Genomic DNA, 15,652 nt, shown 5'->3' on the forward strand with positions numbered 1-15,652 from the left:
CCGATGGCGAAAGAGAAATTTGCGCGCAACAAGCCGCATGTGAACATTGGCACGATTGGTCACGTTGACCATGGCAAGACGACGCTGACGGCTGCGATCACGAAGCAGTACGGCGAGTTCAAGGCGTATGACCAGATCGACTCGGCGCCGGAAGAGCGAGCTCGCGGCATCACGATCTCGACGGCGCATGTGGAGTACGAGACGGAAGCGCGTCACTACGCCCACGTGGACTGCCCGGGCCACGCCGACTACGTGAAGAACATGATCACGGGCGCGGCGCAGATGGACGGCGCGATCCTGGTTGTTTCGGCGGCCGACGGCCCGATGCCGCAGACGCGCGAGCACATCCTGCTTGCCCGCCAGGTCGGCGTGCCGGCGCTGGTCGTGTTCATGAACAAGGTTGACCAGGTCGACGATCCGGAGCTGCTGGAGCTGGTCGAGGTCGAGGTGCGCGAGCTCCTGTCGTCCTACGACTTCCCGGGCGACGACATTCCGATCGTTGCCGGCTCGGCGCTTGCGGCGCTGGAAGGCCGTGACGAGGCGATCGGCACGCAGAAGATCGCCGAACTGATGAAGGCGGTTGACGACTACATCCCGACGCCTGAGCGTCCGCGCGACCTGCCGTTCCTGATGCCGATCGAGGACGTGTTCTCGATTTCCGGCCGCGGTACGGTGGTGACGGGGCGCGTCGAGCGCGGCGTGGTGAAGGTCGGCGAGGAAGTGGAAATCGTGGGTATCCGCGACACGCAGAAGTCGACGGTGACGGGCGTTGAGATGTTCCGCAAGCTGCTCGACCAGGGCGAGGCGGGCGACAACATCGGCGCGCTGCTTCGCGGCATCGGCCGCGAGGACGTTGAGCGCGGCCAGGTGCTGTGCAAGCCGGGCTCGGTGACGCCGCATACGAAGTTCAAGGCGGAAGCCTACATCCTGACGAAGGAAGAGGGTGGCCGTCATACGCCGTTCTTCACCAACTACCGTCCTCAGTTCTACTTCCGCACGACCGACGTGACGGGCGTGGTGGAACTGGCCGAGGGCACGGAGATGGTGATGCCGGGCGACAACGTGTCCGTGACGGTCACGCTGATCGTGCCGATCGCCATGGAAGAAGGCCTGCGTTTCGCCATCCGTGAAGGCGGCCGCACCGTCGGTGCCGGCGTCGTCGCACAGATCATCGAGTAATCCACGGACGAGGGGCGCCCGAGGCCCGATCCTGGGGCGCCTTCGTCTTTTGGGGACTGAGACATGAACGGTCAAAACATTCGGATCCGCCTCAAGGCGTTCGACCACCGTGTTCTCGACGCGTCTACGCGCGAGATCGTTAACACGGCGAAGCGGACCGGTGCACAAGTGCGCGGTCCTGTACCGCTGCCGACGCGGATCGAGAAGTACACCGTGCTTCGCGGCCCGCATATCGACAAGAAGAGCCGTGATCAGTTCGAGATGCGCACTCACAAGCGCCTCCTCGACATCGTTGATCCGACGCCCCAGACCGTCGACGCTTTGATGAAGCTCGACCTGGCTGCTGGCGTTGACGTCGAGATCAAGCTGTAAGGCGCTCACAAGGGGACACGCCGATGCGTTCTGGAGTGATCGCACAGAAGGTGGGTATGACCCGCATCTACAACGATGCGGGAGAGCAGGTGCCGGTGACGGTTCTGAAGCTCGAAAACTGTCAGGTCGTTGCCCACCGGACGGAAGAGAAGAATGGCTACACCGCGCTGCAGGTCGGCGTCGGTACGGCCAAGGTGAAGAACACGCCCAAGGCCCTGCGCGGACATTTCGCGACGGCCAAGGTCGAGCCGAAGCGCAAGGTCGCCGAGTTCCGCGTGTCGACCGACAACCTCATCGACGTGGGCGCGGAGATCACTGCCGACCACTTCGTCGAGGGGCAGTTCGTCGACGTCACGGGCACCTCGATCGGTAAGGGTTTCGCCGGTGCCATGAAGCGGCACAATTTCGGCGGCCTTCGAGCGACGCACGGTGTGTCCGTCTCTCACCGCAGCCATGGTTCGACTGGCGGTCGCCAGGATCCGGGCAAGGTGTTCAAGGGCAAGAAGATGGCCGGCCACATGGGTGCCGAGCGCGTCACCACGCAGAACCTCAAGGTCGCCCGGACGGATGTCGAGCGCGGCCTGATCATGATCGAGGGTTCGGTTCCCGGCGCCAAGGGCGGCTGGATCCTGATCCGCGACGCGGTCAAGAAGGCTCTGCCGCAGGGCGTTCCGCAGCCGGGCGCGTTCCGCATGCCGGCTGTTGCCGACAGCGTGGCGGTTGCCGAGAAGGAGAGTGAGTGATGGAACTCGAGGTAAAGACCCTCGACGGCGCCAGCGCCGGTTCGATCACCGTGTCTGACGAGATCTTTGGTCTCGACCCGCGCGTCGATCTGATCCATCGCGTGGTCCGCTGGCAGCTCGCCAAGCGTCAGGCCGGTACCCACAAGTCGCTGGGCCGCTCCGAGGTCACTGGCACGACGAAGAAGTTCGTCCGCCAGAAGGGCACCGGCGGCGCGCGTCACGGCAACCGAAAGGCCCCGCAGTTCCGCGGCGGCGGCAAGGCGTTCGGCCCGGTCGTCCGCAGCCATGAGCACGACCTTCCCAAGAAGGTCCGTGCGCTCGGCCTGAGGCACGCGCTCTCGGCCAAGGCGAAGGCGTCGAGCATCATCGTCGTCGATGCGGTGAATGCGGCGGAAGCCAAGACCAAGGCGGTCAAGGATCGTCTTGCCAAGCTTGGCCTGTCCAATGCGCTCGTCATCGACGGCGCCGATGTGGATGCGAATTTCCGCCTGGCGGCCCGCAATATCCCGGCGATCGACGTGCTGCCCGTCCAGGGCATCAACGTCTACGACATTGTCCGGCGCGACACGCTGGTTCTGACGAAGGCAGCGGTCACGGCGCTGGAGGAGCGGTTCAAATGAGCGACCTCAAGCATTTCGATATCATCCGTTCGCCGGTGATTACCGAAAAGTCGACCGTGGCTTCCGAGCAGAACAAGGTCGTCTTCAAGGTCGCGAACAACGCGTCCAAGCCGGAAATCAAGGCTGCGGTCGAGGCGCTGTTCGGCGTCAAGGTCACGGCAGTGAACACGATCGTCCGCAAGGGCAAGGTCAAGCGTTTCAAGGGCCGCATCGGCCAGCAGTCCGACGTCAAGAAGGCGATCGTGACGCTGAAGGATGGCGACTCCATCGACGTGACGACGGGCCTGTGAGGCGGAGTAGGATAGATGGCACTCAAGACCTTTAATCCCACATCGCCGGGCCGTCGCCAGCTGGTGCAGGTGGACCGCTCCGGCCTCTGGAAGGGCAAGCCGGTCAAGACGCTGACCGAAGGCCTGAGCAAGTCCGGCGGTCGCAACAACCTCGGCCGTCGCACGTCGCCGAACCGCGGTGGCGGTCACAAGCGGACCTACCGCCTGATCGATTTCCGCCGCAACAAGCACGACGTCGTCGCGACCGTCGAACGGCTGGAATACGATCCGAACCGGACCGCGTTCATCGCGCTCATCAAGTATGAGGACGGTGAACTGGCCTACATCCTGGCGCCTCAGCGCCTGGGCGAGGGCGACAAGGTCGTCGCCGGCCAGTCCGTCGACGTGAAGCCGGGCAACGCCATGCCGCTTGCCTCGATCCCTGTCGGCACGCTGGTCCACAATGTCGAGCTGAAGCCCGGCAAGGGCGGTCAGCTCGCCCGGTCCGCCGGCGCCTATGCCCAGATCGTGGGCCGCGACCAGGGCTACACCACGCTTCGCCTGATGTCGGGCGAGCAGCGTCGGGTCCTCGGCACGTGCTTTGCGACCGTCGGCGCGGTGTCCAACCCGGATCACGGCAACATCAACCTTGGCAAGGCCGGCCGTTCGCGCTGGCTGGGCCGTACCCCGCATGTCCGCGGCGTCGCGATGAACCCGGTCGACCATCCGCACGGCGGTGGTGAAGGCCGCACCTCCGGCGGCCGTCACCCGGTCACCCCGTGGGGTAAGCCGACCAAAGGCAAGCGCACGCGCAGCAACAAGGCGACGGACAAGTTCATCGTCCGCAGCCGTCACGCGCGCAAGAAGTAAGAGGGACCGACCATGACACGTTCTGTTTGGAAGGGCCCGTTCGTCGATGGCTTCCTTCTCACGAAGGCTGCGAAGGTTCGCGAATCCGGCCGCAACGAGATCATCAAGATCTGGAGCCGGCGCTCGACCATCCTGCCGCAGTTCGTTGGGCTGACCTTCGGCGTTTACAACGGCCAGAAGCACATCCCGGTTCTGGTGTCGGAAGACATGGTTGGGCACAAGTTCGGTGAGTTCTCGCCGACGCGCACCTACTACGGTCACGGCGCCGACAAGAAGGCGAAGAGGAAGTAACGATGGGCAAGCCGAAGCGTGAGCGGGTGCTCGCCGACAACGAGGCCCGGGCAATGACCCGCATGCTGCGCGTTTCCCCGCGCAAGCTGAACCTTGTCGCGGCTTCCATCCGTGGCAAGAAGGTGAGCTCGGCCCTGGCCGACCTGACCTTCTCCCGCAAGCGCATCGCCATTGACGTCAGGAAGACGCTCATGTCGGCGATTGCGAATGCGGAAAACAACCACGATCTCGACGTCGACAGCCTTGTGGTCGCCGAGGCGCATGTTGGCAAGGCTTTCGTGATCAAGCGGTTCCAGGCACGGGCCCGCGGCCGCGTCGGCCGGATCGAGAAGCCGTTCTCGAACCTGACCATTGTTGTCCGCGAAGTCGAGGAGACTGCCTGATGGGACAGAAAATCAATCCGATCGGTATGCGCCTCGGCATCAACCGCACCTGGGATTCGCGCTGGTACGCGGACAAGGGCGAGTACGGCCAGCTGCTGCATGAAGACTTCAAGATCCGCGAGTACATCCTCAAGGAGCTGAAGCAGGCCGCGGTTTCCAAGGTCGTCATCGAACGTCCGCACCGCAAGTGCCGCGTGACGATCCACTCGGGCCGCCCGGGCGTGATCATCGGCAAGAAGGGCGCCGACATCGAGAAGCTCCGCAAGGCGCTTTCGTCGATGACGTCCTCCGACGTGCACATCAACATCGTCGAAGTGCGCAAGCCCGAAATCGACGCGACGCTGGTCGCCGCTTCGATCGCCCAGCAGCTGGAGCGCCGCGTCGCGTTCCGCCGCGCCATGAAGCGCGCCGTGCAGTCGGCGATGCGGCTTGGCGCCCAGGGCATCCGCATCAACTGCGGCGGCCGTCTCGGCGGTGCGGAAATCGCCCGTCTGGAGTGGTATCGCGAAGGCCGGGTGCCGCTGCATACGCTTCGTGCCGATATCGATTACGGCACGGCGACGGCTCATACCGCCTATGGCGCCTGCGGCGTCAAGGTGTGGATCTTCAAGGGTGAGATCCTCGAGCATGATCCGATGGCTTCCGAGCGCCGCGCCAATGAAGGCGGCGATCAGGGGCAGGGTGGCGGCGGACGTCGCGACCGGGGTGATCGCGAGCGTGCTGCCTGATAGGCAGCCGACCGCGTCGAGGCTATAGAGAAACGAGAGAGAAACGATGCTGCAGCCAAAGCGAACGAAGTTCCGCAAGCAGCACAAGGGCCGCATCCACGGCGTCGCCAAGGGTGGTACCGATCTCAATTTCGGCGCCTTCGGCCTGAAGGCGGTGGAGCCGGAGCGCATCACAGCGCGCCAGATCGAGGCAGCCCGTCGTGCCATGACCCGTCACATGAAGCGTGCGGGTCGCGTCTGGATCCGCATCTTCCCGGACGTGCCGGTTACGAAGAAGCCGACCGAAGTGCGCATGGGTAAGGGCAAGGGCTCGGTTGAATACTGGGCGTGCCGCGTGAAACCCGGCCGCGTCATGTTCGAAATCGACGGCGTTTCCGAAGAGATCGCGCGCGAGGCCATGCGCCTGGCCGCGGCCAAGCTGCCGATCAAGTGCCGTTTCGTTCAGCGCATCGCTGAGTGACGCACGTTCCAGGAGAAAAGCCATGAAGGCGACGGACGTTCGGGCAAAGACCGAAGACGAGCTCAAGACCGAGCTCGAGACGCTGAAGAAGGAGCAGTTCAACCTGCGCTTCCAGCGTGCCACGGGCCAGCTCGAAAACACGGCGCGGGTACGGCAGGTTCGCCGTGACATCGCGCGGATTCAAACAATCATGCGCGACAAGCGCGTGGGCGCGTAAGGAGACAGCGATGCCGAAACGCGTGCTGCAGGGCGTCGTCGTCAGCGACGCCAACGACAAGACGGTCACGGTTCTCGTGGAGCGCCGCTTCACGCACCCGCTTCTGAAGAAGACTGTCCGCCGCTCGAAGAAGTATCGGGCGCACGACGAGAATAACCAGTACAAGGTTGGCGACACCGTTCAGATCGAAGAGTGTGCGCCGATCTCGAAGTCGAAAAGTTGGGTCGTGGTCGAAATTCCGGTCGCGAACTGAGGTGAGCTTGCGGTGCTCCGCTCTGGAGCACTGGAAAGAGAACAAGGCAGCCAGTCATGATTCAGATGCAAACAAACCTCGACGTGGCGGACAATTCCGGCGCCCGTCGTGTCATGTGCATCAAGGTGCTCGGCGGCTCCAAGCGGAAGTATGCCAGCGTTGGCGACATCATCGTCGTCAGCGTCAAGGAAGCTAACCCGCGCGGCCGCGTGAAGAAGGGCGACGTGATGAAGGCGGTCGTCGTGCGCACGGCGAAGGACATTCGCCGCGCCGATGGATCGGTGATCCGGTTCGACCGCAATGCGGCCGTTCTGGTCAACAACAACAAGGAGCCGATCGGCACCCGTATCTTCGGGCCGGTTCCGCGTGAGCTTCGTGCGAAAAACCACATGAAGATCATTTCGCTTGCACCGGAGGTGCTCTAATGGCCGCGAAGATCAAGAAAGGCGACACCGTCGTCGTGCTGACCGGTCGTGACAAGGGCAAGACCGGCGAAGTTATCCAGATGCTGCCGGCTGAAGACCGGGCTGTTGTGCGTGGCGTGAACCTGGTGCGTCGTCACCAGCGCCAGACCGCTCAGACCGAAGGTGGCATCATCACCAAGGAAGCGCCGATTCACGTGTCGAACATCGCGATCGCCGATCCCAAGGACGGCAAGCCGTCCCGCGTCGGCTTCAAGATCAAGGAAGACGGCACGAAGATTCGCGTGGCCAAGCGTTCGGGAGATCTGATCGATGGCTGATACGAACTACGTGCCGCGGCTGAAGACGCACTACCTCGACGTGGTGCGGCCGCAGCTCCAGGAAAAGTTCGGGTATTCGAACCCGATGAAGATCCCGTCGATCGAAAAGATCGTGCTCAACATGGGCGTGGGCGAGGCTGTCGCCGACAGCAAGAAGGCGAAGATCGCCGCCGACGACCTGATGGCGATCGCTGGCCAGAAGCCGGTCATTACACGGGCGACCAAGTCCATCGCGACCTTCAAGGTGCGCGAGGGAATGCCGCTCGGTACCAAGGTGACCCTGCGCCGTGAGCGTATGTACGAGTTCCTGGATCGCCTGATCACGATCGCGCTGCCGCGCGTTCGCGACTTTCGCGGCCTGAACCCGAAGAGCTTTGACGGTCGTGGCAACTACGCCATGGGTATCAAGGAGCATATCGTTTTCCCGGAAATCAACTACGACAAGGTTGATCAGATCTGGGGCCTGGACGTGGTCGTCTGCACCACGGCTGAAAACGATGATGAGGCGCGCGAGCTGCTGCGCGCGTTCAACTTCCCGTTCCGCAAATAAGCGACGATACGGGAAAGGAACGAGGATCCACGATGGCGAAGAAGAGCGCGATCGAGAAGAACAAGCGGCGCGAGCGTCTTGTCAAGAAGTATGCCGAGAAGCGCGCGGCCCTGAAGGCGATGGCGAAGGACGAAAGCCTTTCGCTTGAGGAGCGTTTCAACGCACGCCTCAAGCTGGCGAGCCTGCCGCGCAACTCGTCGGCGGTGCGCGTGCGCAACCGCTGCGAGGTTACCGGCCGTCCGCGCGGTTTCTACCGCAAGCTGAAGATGTCGCGCGTTGCGCTGCGCGAGCTTGGCTCGCTGGGGCTCATCCCCGGCCTCGTCAAGTCGAGCTGGTAAGGAGAGACTCCCATGGCGATTTCCGATCCTTTGGGGGATATGATCACCCGCATCCGCAACGCGCAGATGCGCCGCAAGACGAAGGTTTCCACACCTGCGTCGAAGCTGCGGGCGAGGGTGCTCGACGTTCTCCAGAAAGAAGGCTATATCCGCGGCTATTCGACCGTCGAATTCGACGGCGGCAAGTCGGAGCTTGAGATCGAGCTGAAGTATTTCGACGGCGAGCCGGTGATCCGCACCATCGAGCGGATCTCCAAGCCGGGCCGCCGCGTGTATTCCTCGGTCAAGAACATTCCGCACGTCAACAACGGCCTGGGCGTGTCGATCCTTTCGACGCCGCGGGGCGTGTTGAGCGACCACGAAGCTCGTGAGCAGAACGTGGGCGGTGAAGTGCTTTGCCGCGTCTTCTGACGCGGCATCGTGCCTGATTGTAAGATAAAACTGGACAGGTTGGTCATATGTCTCGCATTGGCAAAAAGCCAGTCCCCGTGCCTAGCGGGGTAACGGCAACGATCAACGGCCAGACGGTTGAGGTAAAGGGCCCGAAGGGAACGCTTTCCTTCGTGCTCAACGACCTCGTTCTGGCCGAAAAAACGGATGATGGCATCAAGATCGATCCGCGCGACGAATCGAAGCGCGCCCGATCCATGTGGGGCATGAGCCGCACGATGGTTGCCAATCTCATCCATGGCGTCAGCAGTGGGTTCGAGAAGAAGCTCGAGATCACCGGCGTCGGTTACCGTGCCCAGGTTCAGGGACAGAACCTGCAGCTTGCGCTCGGCTTCTCGCATGACGTTCTGTACCCGATCCCGTCGGGTATCCAGATCCAGTGCCCGAAGCCGACGGAAATCCTGATTTCCGGTATCGACAAGCAGCAGGTCGGCCAGATCGCGGCCGAAATCCGCGAATTCAGGCCGCCCGAGCCGTACAAGGGCAAAGGCGTTCGCTATGCGGGTGAATACATCGCCCGCAAGGAAGGCAAGAAGAAGTAACGGACCTGGTCATGTCGAAGGGCAATTCAAGTTTCGAGCGTCGCCGCGATCGCGTCCGCCGCTCGCTCAAGAAGGTGGCGAACGGTCGTCCGCGCCTTTCCGTGTTCCGTTCGTCGAAGCAGATCTATGCACAGATCATCGACGACGAGCGGGGCCATACCGTAGCCTCTGCCTCAACGGTCGAGAAGGACGTCAAGGGTCAGCTCAAGACCGGCGCGGATTCGGCTGCGGCCGCCGCTGTCGGCAAGCTGATTGCCGAGCGCGCCAAGGCCGCCGGCGTCACCAAGGTCGTGTTCGACCGCGGTGGCTACTTGTTCCACGGCCGCGTGAAGGCGCTGGCCGATGCGGCACGCGAAGGCGGGCTGGAATTCTGACCAGCGTCGGGAGACGCTCTTAAGAACGGAAGACGGATATTATGGCGAGACAGGACAAGCGGGAACGTGAAGAGCACGACAGCGAATTTGTCGACAAGCTCGTTCACATCAACCGCGTCGCTAAGGTGGTCAAGGGCGGCCGGCGGTTCGGGTTTGCCGCGCTCGTCGTCGTCGGCGACCAGAAGGGCCGCGTCGGCTTCGGCCACGGCAAGGCGCGCGAAGTGCCGGAAGCTATCCGCAAGGCAACCGAGGCTGCAAAGCGCAGCATGATCCGGGTCGCCCTGCGCGAAGGCCGCACGCTGCATCACGATGTCGAAGGCCGGCACGGCGCGGGCAAGGTCATTCTTCGTGCGGCTCCGGCCGGTACGGGTATCATTGCCGGCGGCCCGATGCGCGCCGTGTTCGAGACCCTCGGGGTCCAGGACGTGGTTGCGAAGTCGCTTGGCACTTCGAACCCCTACAACATGGTTCGCGCGACGTTCGACGCGCTGAAGCGTGAAGACAGCCCGCGTTCGGTCGCGGCGCGCCGTGGACTGAAGGTTTCGACCCTCCAGGCACGCCGTCGTGATAACGACGAGGCTCCGGCGGCTGCTGCCGAGGCTTGACCTCGGCGGCAACGCACACCAGCTTGAATGAGGGTTTGTTCCATGGCGAACACCGAAAAGACCGTAACGGTCGAGCAGACGGGCAGCCCGATCCGGCGCCCGAAGGATCAGCGCGCGACGCTGATCGGCCTCGGCCTTAACAAGATGCACCGCCGTTCGACGCTGAAGGATACTCCTGAAGTGCGCGGCATGATCCGCAAGGTCCAGCATCTCGTGCGCGTCGTCGACGAGGCGTAAGGGATCCGGGAGAGAAACAATGAAGCTCAACGAACTCCGGGATAATCCGGGCGCTTCCAAGGATCCGATCCGCGTCGGCCGTGGTATCGGCTCCGGCAAGGGCAAGACCGGCGGACGCGGCGTGAAGGGCCAGAAGTCCCGTTCGGGTGTGGCCATCAAGGGCTTTGAAGGCGGTCAGATGCCTCTGCATCGGCGCCTGCCGAAGCGCGGCTTCACCAACATCTTCGCCAAGTCCTACAATGTCGTTTCGCTTGGCCGCGTGCAGCAGGCTATCGAAGCCGGCAAGCTGGATGCGAAGGCCGTGGTGACGGCGGAGGCCCTGAAGGCCGCCGGCGTCGTGAAGCGACTGAAGGATGGCGTGCGCCTGCTTGCCGATGGCGAGCTGAAGGGTGCCGTCCAGTTTGAGATCGCCGGCGCATCCAAGGCCGCGATCGCCGCGGTCGAGAAGGCCGGCGGCAAGGTTACGATCCTGGGAGCTCAGGCCGAGGAGGCCTGAGCTTTTTTCATTCGCGCATTATAATGACCGGAGCACGGTATGGCATCTGCGGCCGAACAGCTTGCGGCTAATCTGAATTTCTCTGCTTTCGCCAAGGCCGAGGAATTGAAGAAGCGTATCTGGTTCACACTGGGTGCGCTTCTTGTGTATAGGCTTGGTACTTATCTGCCGCTGCCGGGAATTAATCCGTCGGCGCTGGCCCAGGCCTTCGGCCAGGCGCAGCAGGGCATTATCGGCCTCTTCAACATGTTTGCCGGAGGCGCCGTCGAGCGCATGGCGATCTTCGCCCTCGGCATCATGCCCTACATCTCCGCCTCCATCATCATTCAGCTCATGACGTCGGTTGTGCCGTCGCTGGAACAGCTGAAAAAGGAAGGCGAGCAGGGCCGCAAGGTCATCAACCAGTATACCCGCTACGGCACCGTGCTGCTGGCGACGTTCCAGGCCTATGGCATTGCCGTCGGCCTGGAGGGCGCGGCCAACGTGGTCGTCGATCCGGGCTGGTTCTTTCGCATCTCCACGGTGCTGACGCTGGTCGGCGGCACCATGTTCCTGATGTGGCTTGGCGAGCAGATCACCTCGCGCGGTATCGGCAACGGCATCTCGCTGATCATCTTCTCCGGTATCGTGGCCGGCCTGCCGACGGCCATCGCCTCGACGCTGGAACTCGGCCGCCAGGGCGCGCTGGCGACGCCGATCATCCTGGCCATCATCATTCTGGCGGTGGTCGTCATCGGCGTGATCGTGTTCATGGAACGGGCGCAGCGCCGGCTGCTGATCCAGTATCCGAAGCGCCAGATGGGCAACCGGATGTTCGAAGGCAATACGTCCTTCCTGCCGCTGAAGCTCAACACGTCCGGCGTGATTCCGCCGATTTTCGCGTCGTCGCTGCTGCTGGTTCCGGCCACCGTCTCGGGCCTTGCGACGCCGGATGCGGCCGGGGGCTGGATCACCACGGTCACGGCGCTGCTTGGCCACGGCCAGCCGCTCTACATGCTGCTCTACGCCGCGTTGATCGTCTTCTTCTGCTTCTTCTACACGGCGATCGTCTTCAATCCGACCGATACGGCCGATAACCTGAAGCGCCATGGCGGCTTCATTCCGGGTATCCGGCCGGGCGAGCGGACCGCGCAATATATCGACTACGTGCTGACGCGGATCACCGTGGTGGGCGCTGCCTATATCGTCATCGTCTGCCTATTACCCGAATTCCTCATTTCCGCTACGGGCGTTCCGTTCTATTTCGGAGGGACCTCGCTGCTGATCGTGGTAAGTGTGACGATGGACACGGTTTCCCAAATCCAGGGCCATCTGCTTGCCCACCAGTACGAGGGTCTGGTGAAGAAGGCGAAGCTCAGGGGGAAGCGTAGATGAGGCTGATTTTTCTCGGACCACCGGGCGCGGGCAAGGGTACCCAGGCTGTGCGCCTGGTCGAGAAATACGGCATTCCGCAATTGTCGACCGGTGACATGCTTCGTGCGGCCGTCGCCGCCGCCACACCGGTCGGTTTGAAGGCAAAGGCTGTCATGGACGCCGGCGGCCTCGTGTCCGACGACATCGTCATTGGCATCGTTGCCGACCGGATCGAAGAGGACGATGCCCGCAAGGGCTTCATCCTCGACGGTTTCCCGAGGACGGTGGCCCAGGCCGAGGCGCTGGACAGGATGCTGGCCGAGAAGGGTTTGAAGCTCGACCTGGTGCTTGAGCTTGTGGTCGATCAGTCGGCGCTGGTGGATCGGATCATCAAGCGCGCGGAAGAAGCGAAAGCTCAGGGCCTGCCGGTCCGCAAGGACGACGATCCGGAGGTCTTCAAGCAGCGGCTTGCCGCCTATAATCGGGACACGGCGGTGGTCGCGCCCTATTACAAGGCCCGTGGCCAGCTGAAGGCGATCGATGGCATGCAGCCGATCGATGCGGTGACGGCGGATATCGCGAAAGCGCTGTCCGGTCTTGACGGAGATGCGCAGAAAAGCTAAGGCTCCGCGCGAAGTCTGAAAGATGGCGTTCCGGCAGGTTGCGCGGAGCGGCATCTTTTTTCGCTTGAAATCATGCCCCGCAAGGGCCGGCCTCCACCGGACGCGGGGAAATACTGGCGCGGCGATCCCGTTGGACGCCGCATGAAATGGAGACGGCCCGTGGCCCGTATCGCAGGTGTAAATATCCCGACCAACAAGCGCGTCGTCATTGCGCTTCAGTACATTCACGGCATCGGCTCGAAGTTCGCCCAGGAAATCATCGAGAAGGTGAACATCGATTCCGCTCGCCGCGTGAGCGAACTGACCGACGCCGAAGTGCTCGCGATCCGCGAGACCATCGATCGGGACTACATGGTCGAGGGCGACCTGCGTCGCGACACCGCGATCAACATCAAGCGCCTGATGGATCTCGGCTGCTACCGCGGCCTGCGTCACCGTCGCGGCCTGCCGGTTCGCGGCCAGCGCACGCACACCAATGCGCGCACCCGCAAGGGTCCGGCGAAGCCGATCGCCGGCAAGAAGAAGTAATCTCGCGCCACGACGCGGCTTCTCTTCGGCTTGCCGTCGAGGGGCCGCCAGCGCAGATGCGGTTTTTGAGTTGACCCGGTCCGGGGCCCTGTAGGGCGGAAATTTCCGGAGCGAGGCTCAAAGTCCGGTGGAGCCGCCGGTGTTACGGCGGTGAAGAGATCGAACAAGGAACTGAAATCAATGGCTAAAGATACCACGCGCGTGCGTCGCCGCGAGCGCAAGAATATTTCGTCGGGCGTCGCGCACGTGAACTCGACGTTCAACAACACGATGATCACCATCACCGATGCCCAGGGCAACACGATTTCCTGGTCTTCGGCGGGTGCGCTCGGGTTCAAGGGCTCGCGCAAGTCCACGCCTTATGCTGCGCAGGTTGCCGCCGAGGATGCCGGCAAGAAGGCCGCCGAGCATGGCGTCCGCACGCTCGAGGTCGAGGTTCGTGGCCCGGGTTCGGGTCGTGAGTCGGCTCTGCGCGCGCTTCAGGCCGCCGGTTTCGTCATCACGTCGATCCGCGATGTGACGCCGATCCCGCACAACGGTTGCCGGCCGCGCAAGCGTCGTCGCGTCTGACCGTATTCACCGTTCCCTTTTTCTCTCATGGCAAAGAATGGCCGGAACCGAGGTTCCGGCGGGAAAGCCGGAGGAAGTTACTGTGACGATCCAGAAAAACTGGCAGGAACTGATCAAGCCGACGAAGCTTGAGATCAAGCTCGGCGCCGACCCGCGTTTCCACGCGTCGGTGGTTGCCGAGCCGCTCGAGCGCGGCTTCGGTCTGACGCTGGGCAATGCGCTGCGCCGCATTCTCCTGTCGTCGCTTCAGGGCGCGGCCGTGACGGCCGTGCAGATCGATGGCGTTCTGCATGAATTCTCCTCGATTCCGGGTGTGCGCGAGGATGTCACCGACATCGTGCTCAACATCAAGGAAATCGCGCTGAAGATGCAGGGCGAAGGCCCCAAGCGCATGGTCGTGCGCAAGCAGGGACCGGGCGTGGTCACCGCCGGCGACATCCAGACGGTTGGCGATATCGAGATCCTCAACCCGGAACTGCAGATCTGCACGCTCGACGAGGGTGCCGAGATCCGCATGGAGTTCACCGTCGATACCGGCAAGGGCTACGTGCCGGCCGACCGCAATCGTCCGGAAGATGCGCCGATCGGCCTTATCCCGGTCGACAGCCTCTATTCGCCGGTCAAGAAGGTTTCCTACAAGGTCGAGAACACCCGCGAGGGCCAGGTTCTCGACTATGACAAGCTGACGCTCAGCGTGGAGACCGACGGTTCGGTGAAGCCTGAGGATGCGGTTGCCTATGCGGCGCGCATCCTGCAGGACCAGCTCTCGATCTTCGTCAACTTCGAGGAACCGCAGCGCGAAATGAAGGAAGAGCTCGTTCCCGAGCTTGCCTTCAATCCTGCGCTTCTGAAGAAGGTGGACGAACTCGAGCTGTCGGTGCGTTCGGCCAACTGCCTGAAGAACGACAACATCGTCTATATCGGCGACCTCATCCAGAAGACCGAGGCGGAGATGCTTCGCACTCCGAATTTCGGTCGCAAGTCGCTGAACGAGATCAAGGAAGTTCTCGCCCAGATGGGTCTGCATCTCGGCATGGAAGTGGCCAACTGGCCGCCGGAGAACATCGACGAGCTCGCCAAGCGCTACGAAGATCATCAGTATTGAGAGACGGCCCGCACCGTCTTGCACCATCAACCGGGCGGCATCGTATAGCGGCCGTCTAGAGAAACCTGGAAGGAGAGGGCCATGCGCCACGCAAACCGCGGCCGCAAGCTCAACCGGACTGCAAGCCACCGCAAGGCCATGTTCGCCAACATGGCTGCGGCGCTCATTCAGCACGAGCAGATCGTCACGACCCTGCCGAAGGCGAAGGACCTTCGCCCGATCGTCGAGAAGCTCATCACCCTCGGCAAGCGGGGCGACCTGCATGCCCGCCGTCAGGCGATCTCCGAAATCCGCGACGTGGAAATGGTGCGCAAGCTCTTCGACACGCTCGGCCCGCGCTACAAGGAGCGCAACGGTGGCTACACCCGCGTTCTGAAGGCCGGTTTCCGCCATGGCGACAACGCCGCGCTGGCCGTGATCGAGCTCGTCGACCGTGACGAGAGCGCCCGCGGCGCCGGCGATCGCGCCCGTCTCGCCGCCGAAGCCGGCGAGGCCGAGGCTGCGGCGTAAGGCTTTGCGCCTTCGGCGTCGGATGGACAAAGGCGGTCTTCGGGCCGCCTTTTTCTTTTGCCCGCCTGACGTCCCGGCCGATGGCGGTTTGGACAAATTGCGGTCATCTTGTCGCTCAAAGGTGGCGATCAAGATATTGATTCCCGGGTGATTCGCCGCTGCGGCCCGGCTTAGACTGGGATTGGTGGCGGGCAGAGCGGATACCGCGTGCGCCGACCTCTCCCGCCCGAAGTCGGATGTTTCC

28 protein-coding genes are annotated in these 15,652 nt (G+C 63.0%); all 28 read left to right on the plus strand.

Annotated features, from left to right (window positions below; genetic code table 11):
* Positions 1-3: 3 nt before the first annotated feature.
* The 28 genes from tuf (at position 4) to rplQ (ending at position 15,408) form a co-directional block, all read left to right on the plus strand.
* Complete coding sequence (gene tuf, locus H2509_RS12345) at positions 4-1,179, plus strand: elongation factor Tu (RefSeq protein WP_182164923.1); 1,176 nt, start codon at positions 4-6, stop codon at positions 1,177-1,179.
* 63 nt (positions 1,180-1,242) lie between these two features.
* Positions 1,243-1,551 (plus strand): 30S ribosomal protein S10, encoded by a 309-nt coding sequence (gene rpsJ / locus H2509_RS12350; RefSeq protein WP_067216522.1) that lies wholly within the window; start codon positions 1,243-1,245, stop codon positions 1,549-1,551.
* 23 nt (positions 1,552-1,574) lie between these two features.
* The gene (gene rplC, locus H2509_RS12355; protein WP_182165787.1) at positions 1,575-2,294 is read left to right on the plus strand and encodes a 50S ribosomal protein L3; all 720 of its coding nucleotides are present in this window, start codon (positions 1,575-1,577) and stop codon (positions 2,292-2,294) included.
* Positions 2,294-2,914: a 50S ribosomal protein L4 gene (rplD, locus tag H2509_RS12360; RefSeq protein WP_182165789.1), complete on the plus strand. Its 621-nt coding sequence runs from the start codon at positions 2,294-2,296 to the stop codon at positions 2,912-2,914. Before rplC ends, rplD begins: the two co-directional genes overlap by 1 nt.
* Positions 2,911-3,204, plus strand: coding sequence for a 50S ribosomal protein L23 (locus tag H2509_RS12365; RefSeq protein WP_182165791.1), 294 nt, complete (start codon positions 2,911-2,913; stop codon positions 3,202-3,204). Before rplD ends, H2509_RS12365 begins: the two co-directional genes overlap by 4 nt.
* Positions 3,205-3,219: 15 nt before the next feature.
* Positions 3,220-4,053 carry a 50S ribosomal protein L2 gene (rplB, locus tag H2509_RS12370; RefSeq protein ID WP_182165793.1) on the plus strand — a complete coding sequence of 278 codons (834 nt, stop codon included), beginning with the start codon at positions 3,220-3,222 and terminating at the stop codon, positions 4,051-4,053.
* 12 nt (positions 4,054-4,065) lie between these two features.
* Complete coding sequence (gene rpsS / locus H2509_RS12375; RefSeq protein ID WP_182165795.1) at positions 4,066-4,344, plus strand: 30S ribosomal protein S19; 279 nt, start codon at positions 4,066-4,068, stop codon at positions 4,342-4,344.
* Positions 4,345-4,346: 2 nt separating this feature from the next.
* On the plus strand, positions 4,347-4,727 hold the full coding sequence (gene rplV / locus H2509_RS12380; RefSeq protein ID WP_182165804.1) for a 50S ribosomal protein L22: 381 nt from the start codon (positions 4,347-4,349) through the stop codon (positions 4,725-4,727).
* On the plus strand, positions 4,727-5,455 hold the full coding sequence (gene rpsC, locus H2509_RS12385) for a 30S ribosomal protein S3 (protein WP_182165806.1): 729 nt from the start codon (positions 4,727-4,729) through the stop codon (positions 5,453-5,455). The genes rplV and rpsC overlap by 1 nt, the downstream gene beginning before the upstream one ends.
* Positions 5,456-5,501: 46 nt before the next feature.
* On the plus strand, positions 5,502-5,915 hold the full coding sequence (rplP, locus tag H2509_RS12390; RefSeq protein ID WP_182165808.1) for a 50S ribosomal protein L16: 414 nt from the start codon (positions 5,502-5,504) through the stop codon (positions 5,913-5,915).
* A gap of 22 nt (positions 5,916-5,937) precedes the next feature.
* Positions 5,938-6,132 (plus strand): 50S ribosomal protein L29, encoded by a 195-nt coding sequence (gene rpmC, locus H2509_RS12395; RefSeq protein WP_182165810.1) that lies wholly within the window; start codon positions 5,938-5,940, stop codon positions 6,130-6,132.
* Positions 6,133-6,142: 10 nt separating this feature from the next.
* Positions 6,143-6,385, plus strand: a complete 243-nt coding sequence (gene rpsQ / locus H2509_RS12400) for a 30S ribosomal protein S17 (protein WP_182165812.1) — start codon at positions 6,143-6,145, stop codon at positions 6,383-6,385.
* A gap of 56 nt (positions 6,386-6,441) precedes the next feature.
* The gene (gene rplN, locus H2509_RS12405) at positions 6,442-6,810 is read left to right on the plus strand and encodes a 50S ribosomal protein L14 (protein ID WP_182165814.1); all 369 of its coding nucleotides are present in this window, start codon (positions 6,442-6,444) and stop codon (positions 6,808-6,810) included.
* On the plus strand, positions 6,810-7,127 hold the full coding sequence (gene rplX, locus H2509_RS12410) for a 50S ribosomal protein L24 (RefSeq protein ID WP_182165816.1): 318 nt from the start codon (positions 6,810-6,812) through the stop codon (positions 7,125-7,127). The genes rplN and rplX overlap by 1 nt, the downstream gene beginning before the upstream one ends.
* Entirely contained in the window at positions 7,120-7,677 is a 558-nt protein-coding gene (gene rplE / locus H2509_RS12415) for a 50S ribosomal protein L5 (protein WP_182165818.1), read from the plus strand. Before rplX ends, rplE begins: the two co-directional genes overlap by 8 nt.
* Positions 7,678-7,709: 32 nt before the next feature.
* Complete coding sequence (rpsN, locus tag H2509_RS12420) at positions 7,710-8,015, plus strand: 30S ribosomal protein S14 (RefSeq protein ID WP_182165820.1); 306 nt, start codon at positions 7,710-7,712, stop codon at positions 8,013-8,015.
* Between the two features lie 12 nt (positions 8,016-8,027).
* The gene (gene rpsH / locus H2509_RS12425; RefSeq protein ID WP_182165822.1) at positions 8,028-8,426 is read left to right on the plus strand and encodes a 30S ribosomal protein S8; all 399 of its coding nucleotides are present in this window, start codon (positions 8,028-8,030) and stop codon (positions 8,424-8,426) included.
* Positions 8,427-8,473: 47 nt separating this feature from the next.
* Positions 8,474-9,007, plus strand: a complete 534-nt coding sequence (rplF, locus tag H2509_RS12430; RefSeq protein ID WP_182165824.1) for a 50S ribosomal protein L6 — start codon at positions 8,474-8,476, stop codon at positions 9,005-9,007.
* Positions 9,008-9,018: 11 nt separating this feature from the next.
* The gene (rplR, locus tag H2509_RS12435; protein WP_182165826.1) at positions 9,019-9,381 is read left to right on the plus strand and encodes a 50S ribosomal protein L18; all 363 of its coding nucleotides are present in this window, start codon (positions 9,019-9,021) and stop codon (positions 9,379-9,381) included.
* A gap of 41 nt (positions 9,382-9,422) precedes the next feature.
* Complete coding sequence (gene rpsE / locus H2509_RS12440) at positions 9,423-9,986, plus strand: 30S ribosomal protein S5 (protein ID WP_182165828.1); 564 nt, start codon at positions 9,423-9,425, stop codon at positions 9,984-9,986.
* Between the two features lie 42 nt (positions 9,987-10,028).
* Positions 10,029-10,223 carry a 50S ribosomal protein L30 gene (rpmD, locus tag H2509_RS12445; RefSeq protein WP_182165830.1) on the plus strand — a complete coding sequence of 65 codons (195 nt, stop codon included), beginning with the start codon at positions 10,029-10,031 and terminating at the stop codon, positions 10,221-10,223.
* A gap of 19 nt (positions 10,224-10,242) precedes the next feature.
* Positions 10,243-10,719 (plus strand): 50S ribosomal protein L15, encoded by a 477-nt coding sequence (gene rplO / locus H2509_RS12450; protein WP_182165832.1) that lies wholly within the window; start codon positions 10,243-10,245, stop codon positions 10,717-10,719.
* A 39-nt stretch (positions 10,720-10,758) separates the two neighbouring features.
* Positions 10,759-12,093 carry a preprotein translocase subunit SecY gene (gene secY, locus H2509_RS12455; RefSeq protein WP_182165834.1) on the plus strand — a complete coding sequence of 445 codons (1,335 nt, stop codon included), beginning with the start codon at positions 10,759-10,761 and terminating at the stop codon, positions 12,091-12,093.
* Entirely contained in the window at positions 12,090-12,695 is a 606-nt protein-coding gene (locus H2509_RS12460) for an adenylate kinase (RefSeq protein WP_182165836.1), read from the plus strand. The genes secY and H2509_RS12460 overlap by 4 nt, the downstream gene beginning before the upstream one ends.
* A 159-nt stretch (positions 12,696-12,854) precedes the next feature.
* Positions 12,855-13,223 (plus strand): 30S ribosomal protein S13, encoded by a 369-nt coding sequence (rpsM, locus tag H2509_RS12465; protein ID WP_182165838.1) that lies wholly within the window; start codon positions 12,855-12,857, stop codon positions 13,221-13,223.
* Between the two features lie 180 nt (positions 13,224-13,403).
* The gene (rpsK, locus tag H2509_RS12470) at positions 13,404-13,793 is read left to right on the plus strand and encodes a 30S ribosomal protein S11 (protein WP_182165840.1); all 390 of its coding nucleotides are present in this window, start codon (positions 13,404-13,406) and stop codon (positions 13,791-13,793) included.
* Positions 13,794-13,830: 37 nt separating this feature from the next.
* Positions 13,831-14,898, plus strand: coding sequence for a DNA-directed RNA polymerase subunit alpha (locus tag H2509_RS12475; protein ID WP_182165842.1), 1,068 nt, complete (start codon positions 13,831-13,833; stop codon positions 14,896-14,898).
* A gap of 81 nt (positions 14,899-14,979) precedes the next feature.
* The gene (gene rplQ / locus H2509_RS12480; protein ID WP_182165844.1) at positions 14,980-15,408 is read left to right on the plus strand and encodes a 50S ribosomal protein L17; all 429 of its coding nucleotides are present in this window, start codon (positions 14,980-14,982) and stop codon (positions 15,406-15,408) included.
* Positions 15,409-15,652: the final 244 nt, after the last annotated feature.

Origin of the sequence: Stappia albiluteola (genome assembly GCF_014050225.1) — a bacterium.
Classification (GTDB): domain Bacteria; phylum Pseudomonadota; class Alphaproteobacteria; order Rhizobiales; family Stappiaceae; genus Hongsoonwoonella; species Hongsoonwoonella albiluteola.

Coding starts and splice junctions, on each gene's coding strand:
- tuf (WP_182164923.1), top strand. CDS start 4: ATGGCGAAAGAGAAATTTGCGCGCAACAAGCCGCATGTGAACATTGGC.
- rpsJ (WP_067216522.1), top strand. CDS start 1,243: ATGAACGGTCAAAACATTCGGATCCGCCTCAAGGCGTTCGACCACCGT.
- rplC (WP_182165787.1), top strand. CDS start 1,575: ATGCGTTCTGGAGTGATCGCACAGAAGGTGGGTATGACCCGCATCTAC.
- rplD (WP_182165789.1), top strand. CDS start 2,294: ATGGAACTCGAGGTAAAGACCCTCGACGGCGCCAGCGCCGGTTCGATC.
- H2509_RS12365 (WP_182165791.1), top strand. CDS start 2,911: ATGAGCGACCTCAAGCATTTCGATATCATCCGTTCGCCGGTGATTACC.
- rplB (WP_182165793.1), top strand. CDS start 3,220: ATGGCACTCAAGACCTTTAATCCCACATCGCCGGGCCGTCGCCAGCTG.
- rpsS (WP_182165795.1), top strand. CDS start 4,066: ATGACACGTTCTGTTTGGAAGGGCCCGTTCGTCGATGGCTTCCTTCTC.
- rplV (WP_182165804.1), top strand. CDS start 4,347: ATGGGCAAGCCGAAGCGTGAGCGGGTGCTCGCCGACAACGAGGCCCGG.
- rpsC (WP_182165806.1), top strand. CDS start 4,727: ATGGGACAGAAAATCAATCCGATCGGTATGCGCCTCGGCATCAACCGC.
- rplP (WP_182165808.1), top strand. CDS start 5,502: ATGCTGCAGCCAAAGCGAACGAAGTTCCGCAAGCAGCACAAGGGCCGC.
- rpmC (WP_182165810.1), top strand. CDS start 5,938: ATGAAGGCGACGGACGTTCGGGCAAAGACCGAAGACGAGCTCAAGACC.
- rpsQ (WP_182165812.1), top strand. CDS start 6,143: ATGCCGAAACGCGTGCTGCAGGGCGTCGTCGTCAGCGACGCCAACGAC.
- rplN (WP_182165814.1), top strand. CDS start 6,442: ATGATTCAGATGCAAACAAACCTCGACGTGGCGGACAATTCCGGCGCC.
- rplX (WP_182165816.1), top strand. CDS start 6,810: ATGGCCGCGAAGATCAAGAAAGGCGACACCGTCGTCGTGCTGACCGGT.
- rplE (WP_182165818.1), top strand. CDS start 7,120: ATGGCTGATACGAACTACGTGCCGCGGCTGAAGACGCACTACCTCGAC.
- rpsN (WP_182165820.1), top strand. CDS start 7,710: ATGGCGAAGAAGAGCGCGATCGAGAAGAACAAGCGGCGCGAGCGTCTT.
- rpsH (WP_182165822.1), top strand. CDS start 8,028: ATGGCGATTTCCGATCCTTTGGGGGATATGATCACCCGCATCCGCAAC.
- rplF (WP_182165824.1), top strand. CDS start 8,474: ATGTCTCGCATTGGCAAAAAGCCAGTCCCCGTGCCTAGCGGGGTAACG.
- rplR (WP_182165826.1), top strand. CDS start 9,019: ATGTCGAAGGGCAATTCAAGTTTCGAGCGTCGCCGCGATCGCGTCCGC.
- rpsE (WP_182165828.1), top strand. CDS start 9,423: ATGGCGAGACAGGACAAGCGGGAACGTGAAGAGCACGACAGCGAATTT.
- rpmD (WP_182165830.1), top strand. CDS start 10,029: ATGGCGAACACCGAAAAGACCGTAACGGTCGAGCAGACGGGCAGCCCG.
- rplO (WP_182165832.1), top strand. CDS start 10,243: ATGAAGCTCAACGAACTCCGGGATAATCCGGGCGCTTCCAAGGATCCG.
- secY (WP_182165834.1), top strand. CDS start 10,759: ATGGCATCTGCGGCCGAACAGCTTGCGGCTAATCTGAATTTCTCTGCT.
- H2509_RS12460 (WP_182165836.1), top strand. CDS start 12,090: ATGAGGCTGATTTTTCTCGGACCACCGGGCGCGGGCAAGGGTACCCAG.
- rpsK (WP_182165840.1), top strand. CDS start 13,404: ATGGCTAAAGATACCACGCGCGTGCGTCGCCGCGAGCGCAAGAATATT.
- H2509_RS12475 (WP_182165842.1), top strand. CDS start 13,831: ATGGCCGGAACCGAGGTTCCGGCGGGAAAGCCGGAGGAAGTTACTGTG.
- rplQ (WP_182165844.1), top strand. CDS start 14,980: ATGCGCCACGCAAACCGCGGCCGCAAGCTCAACCGGACTGCAAGCCAC.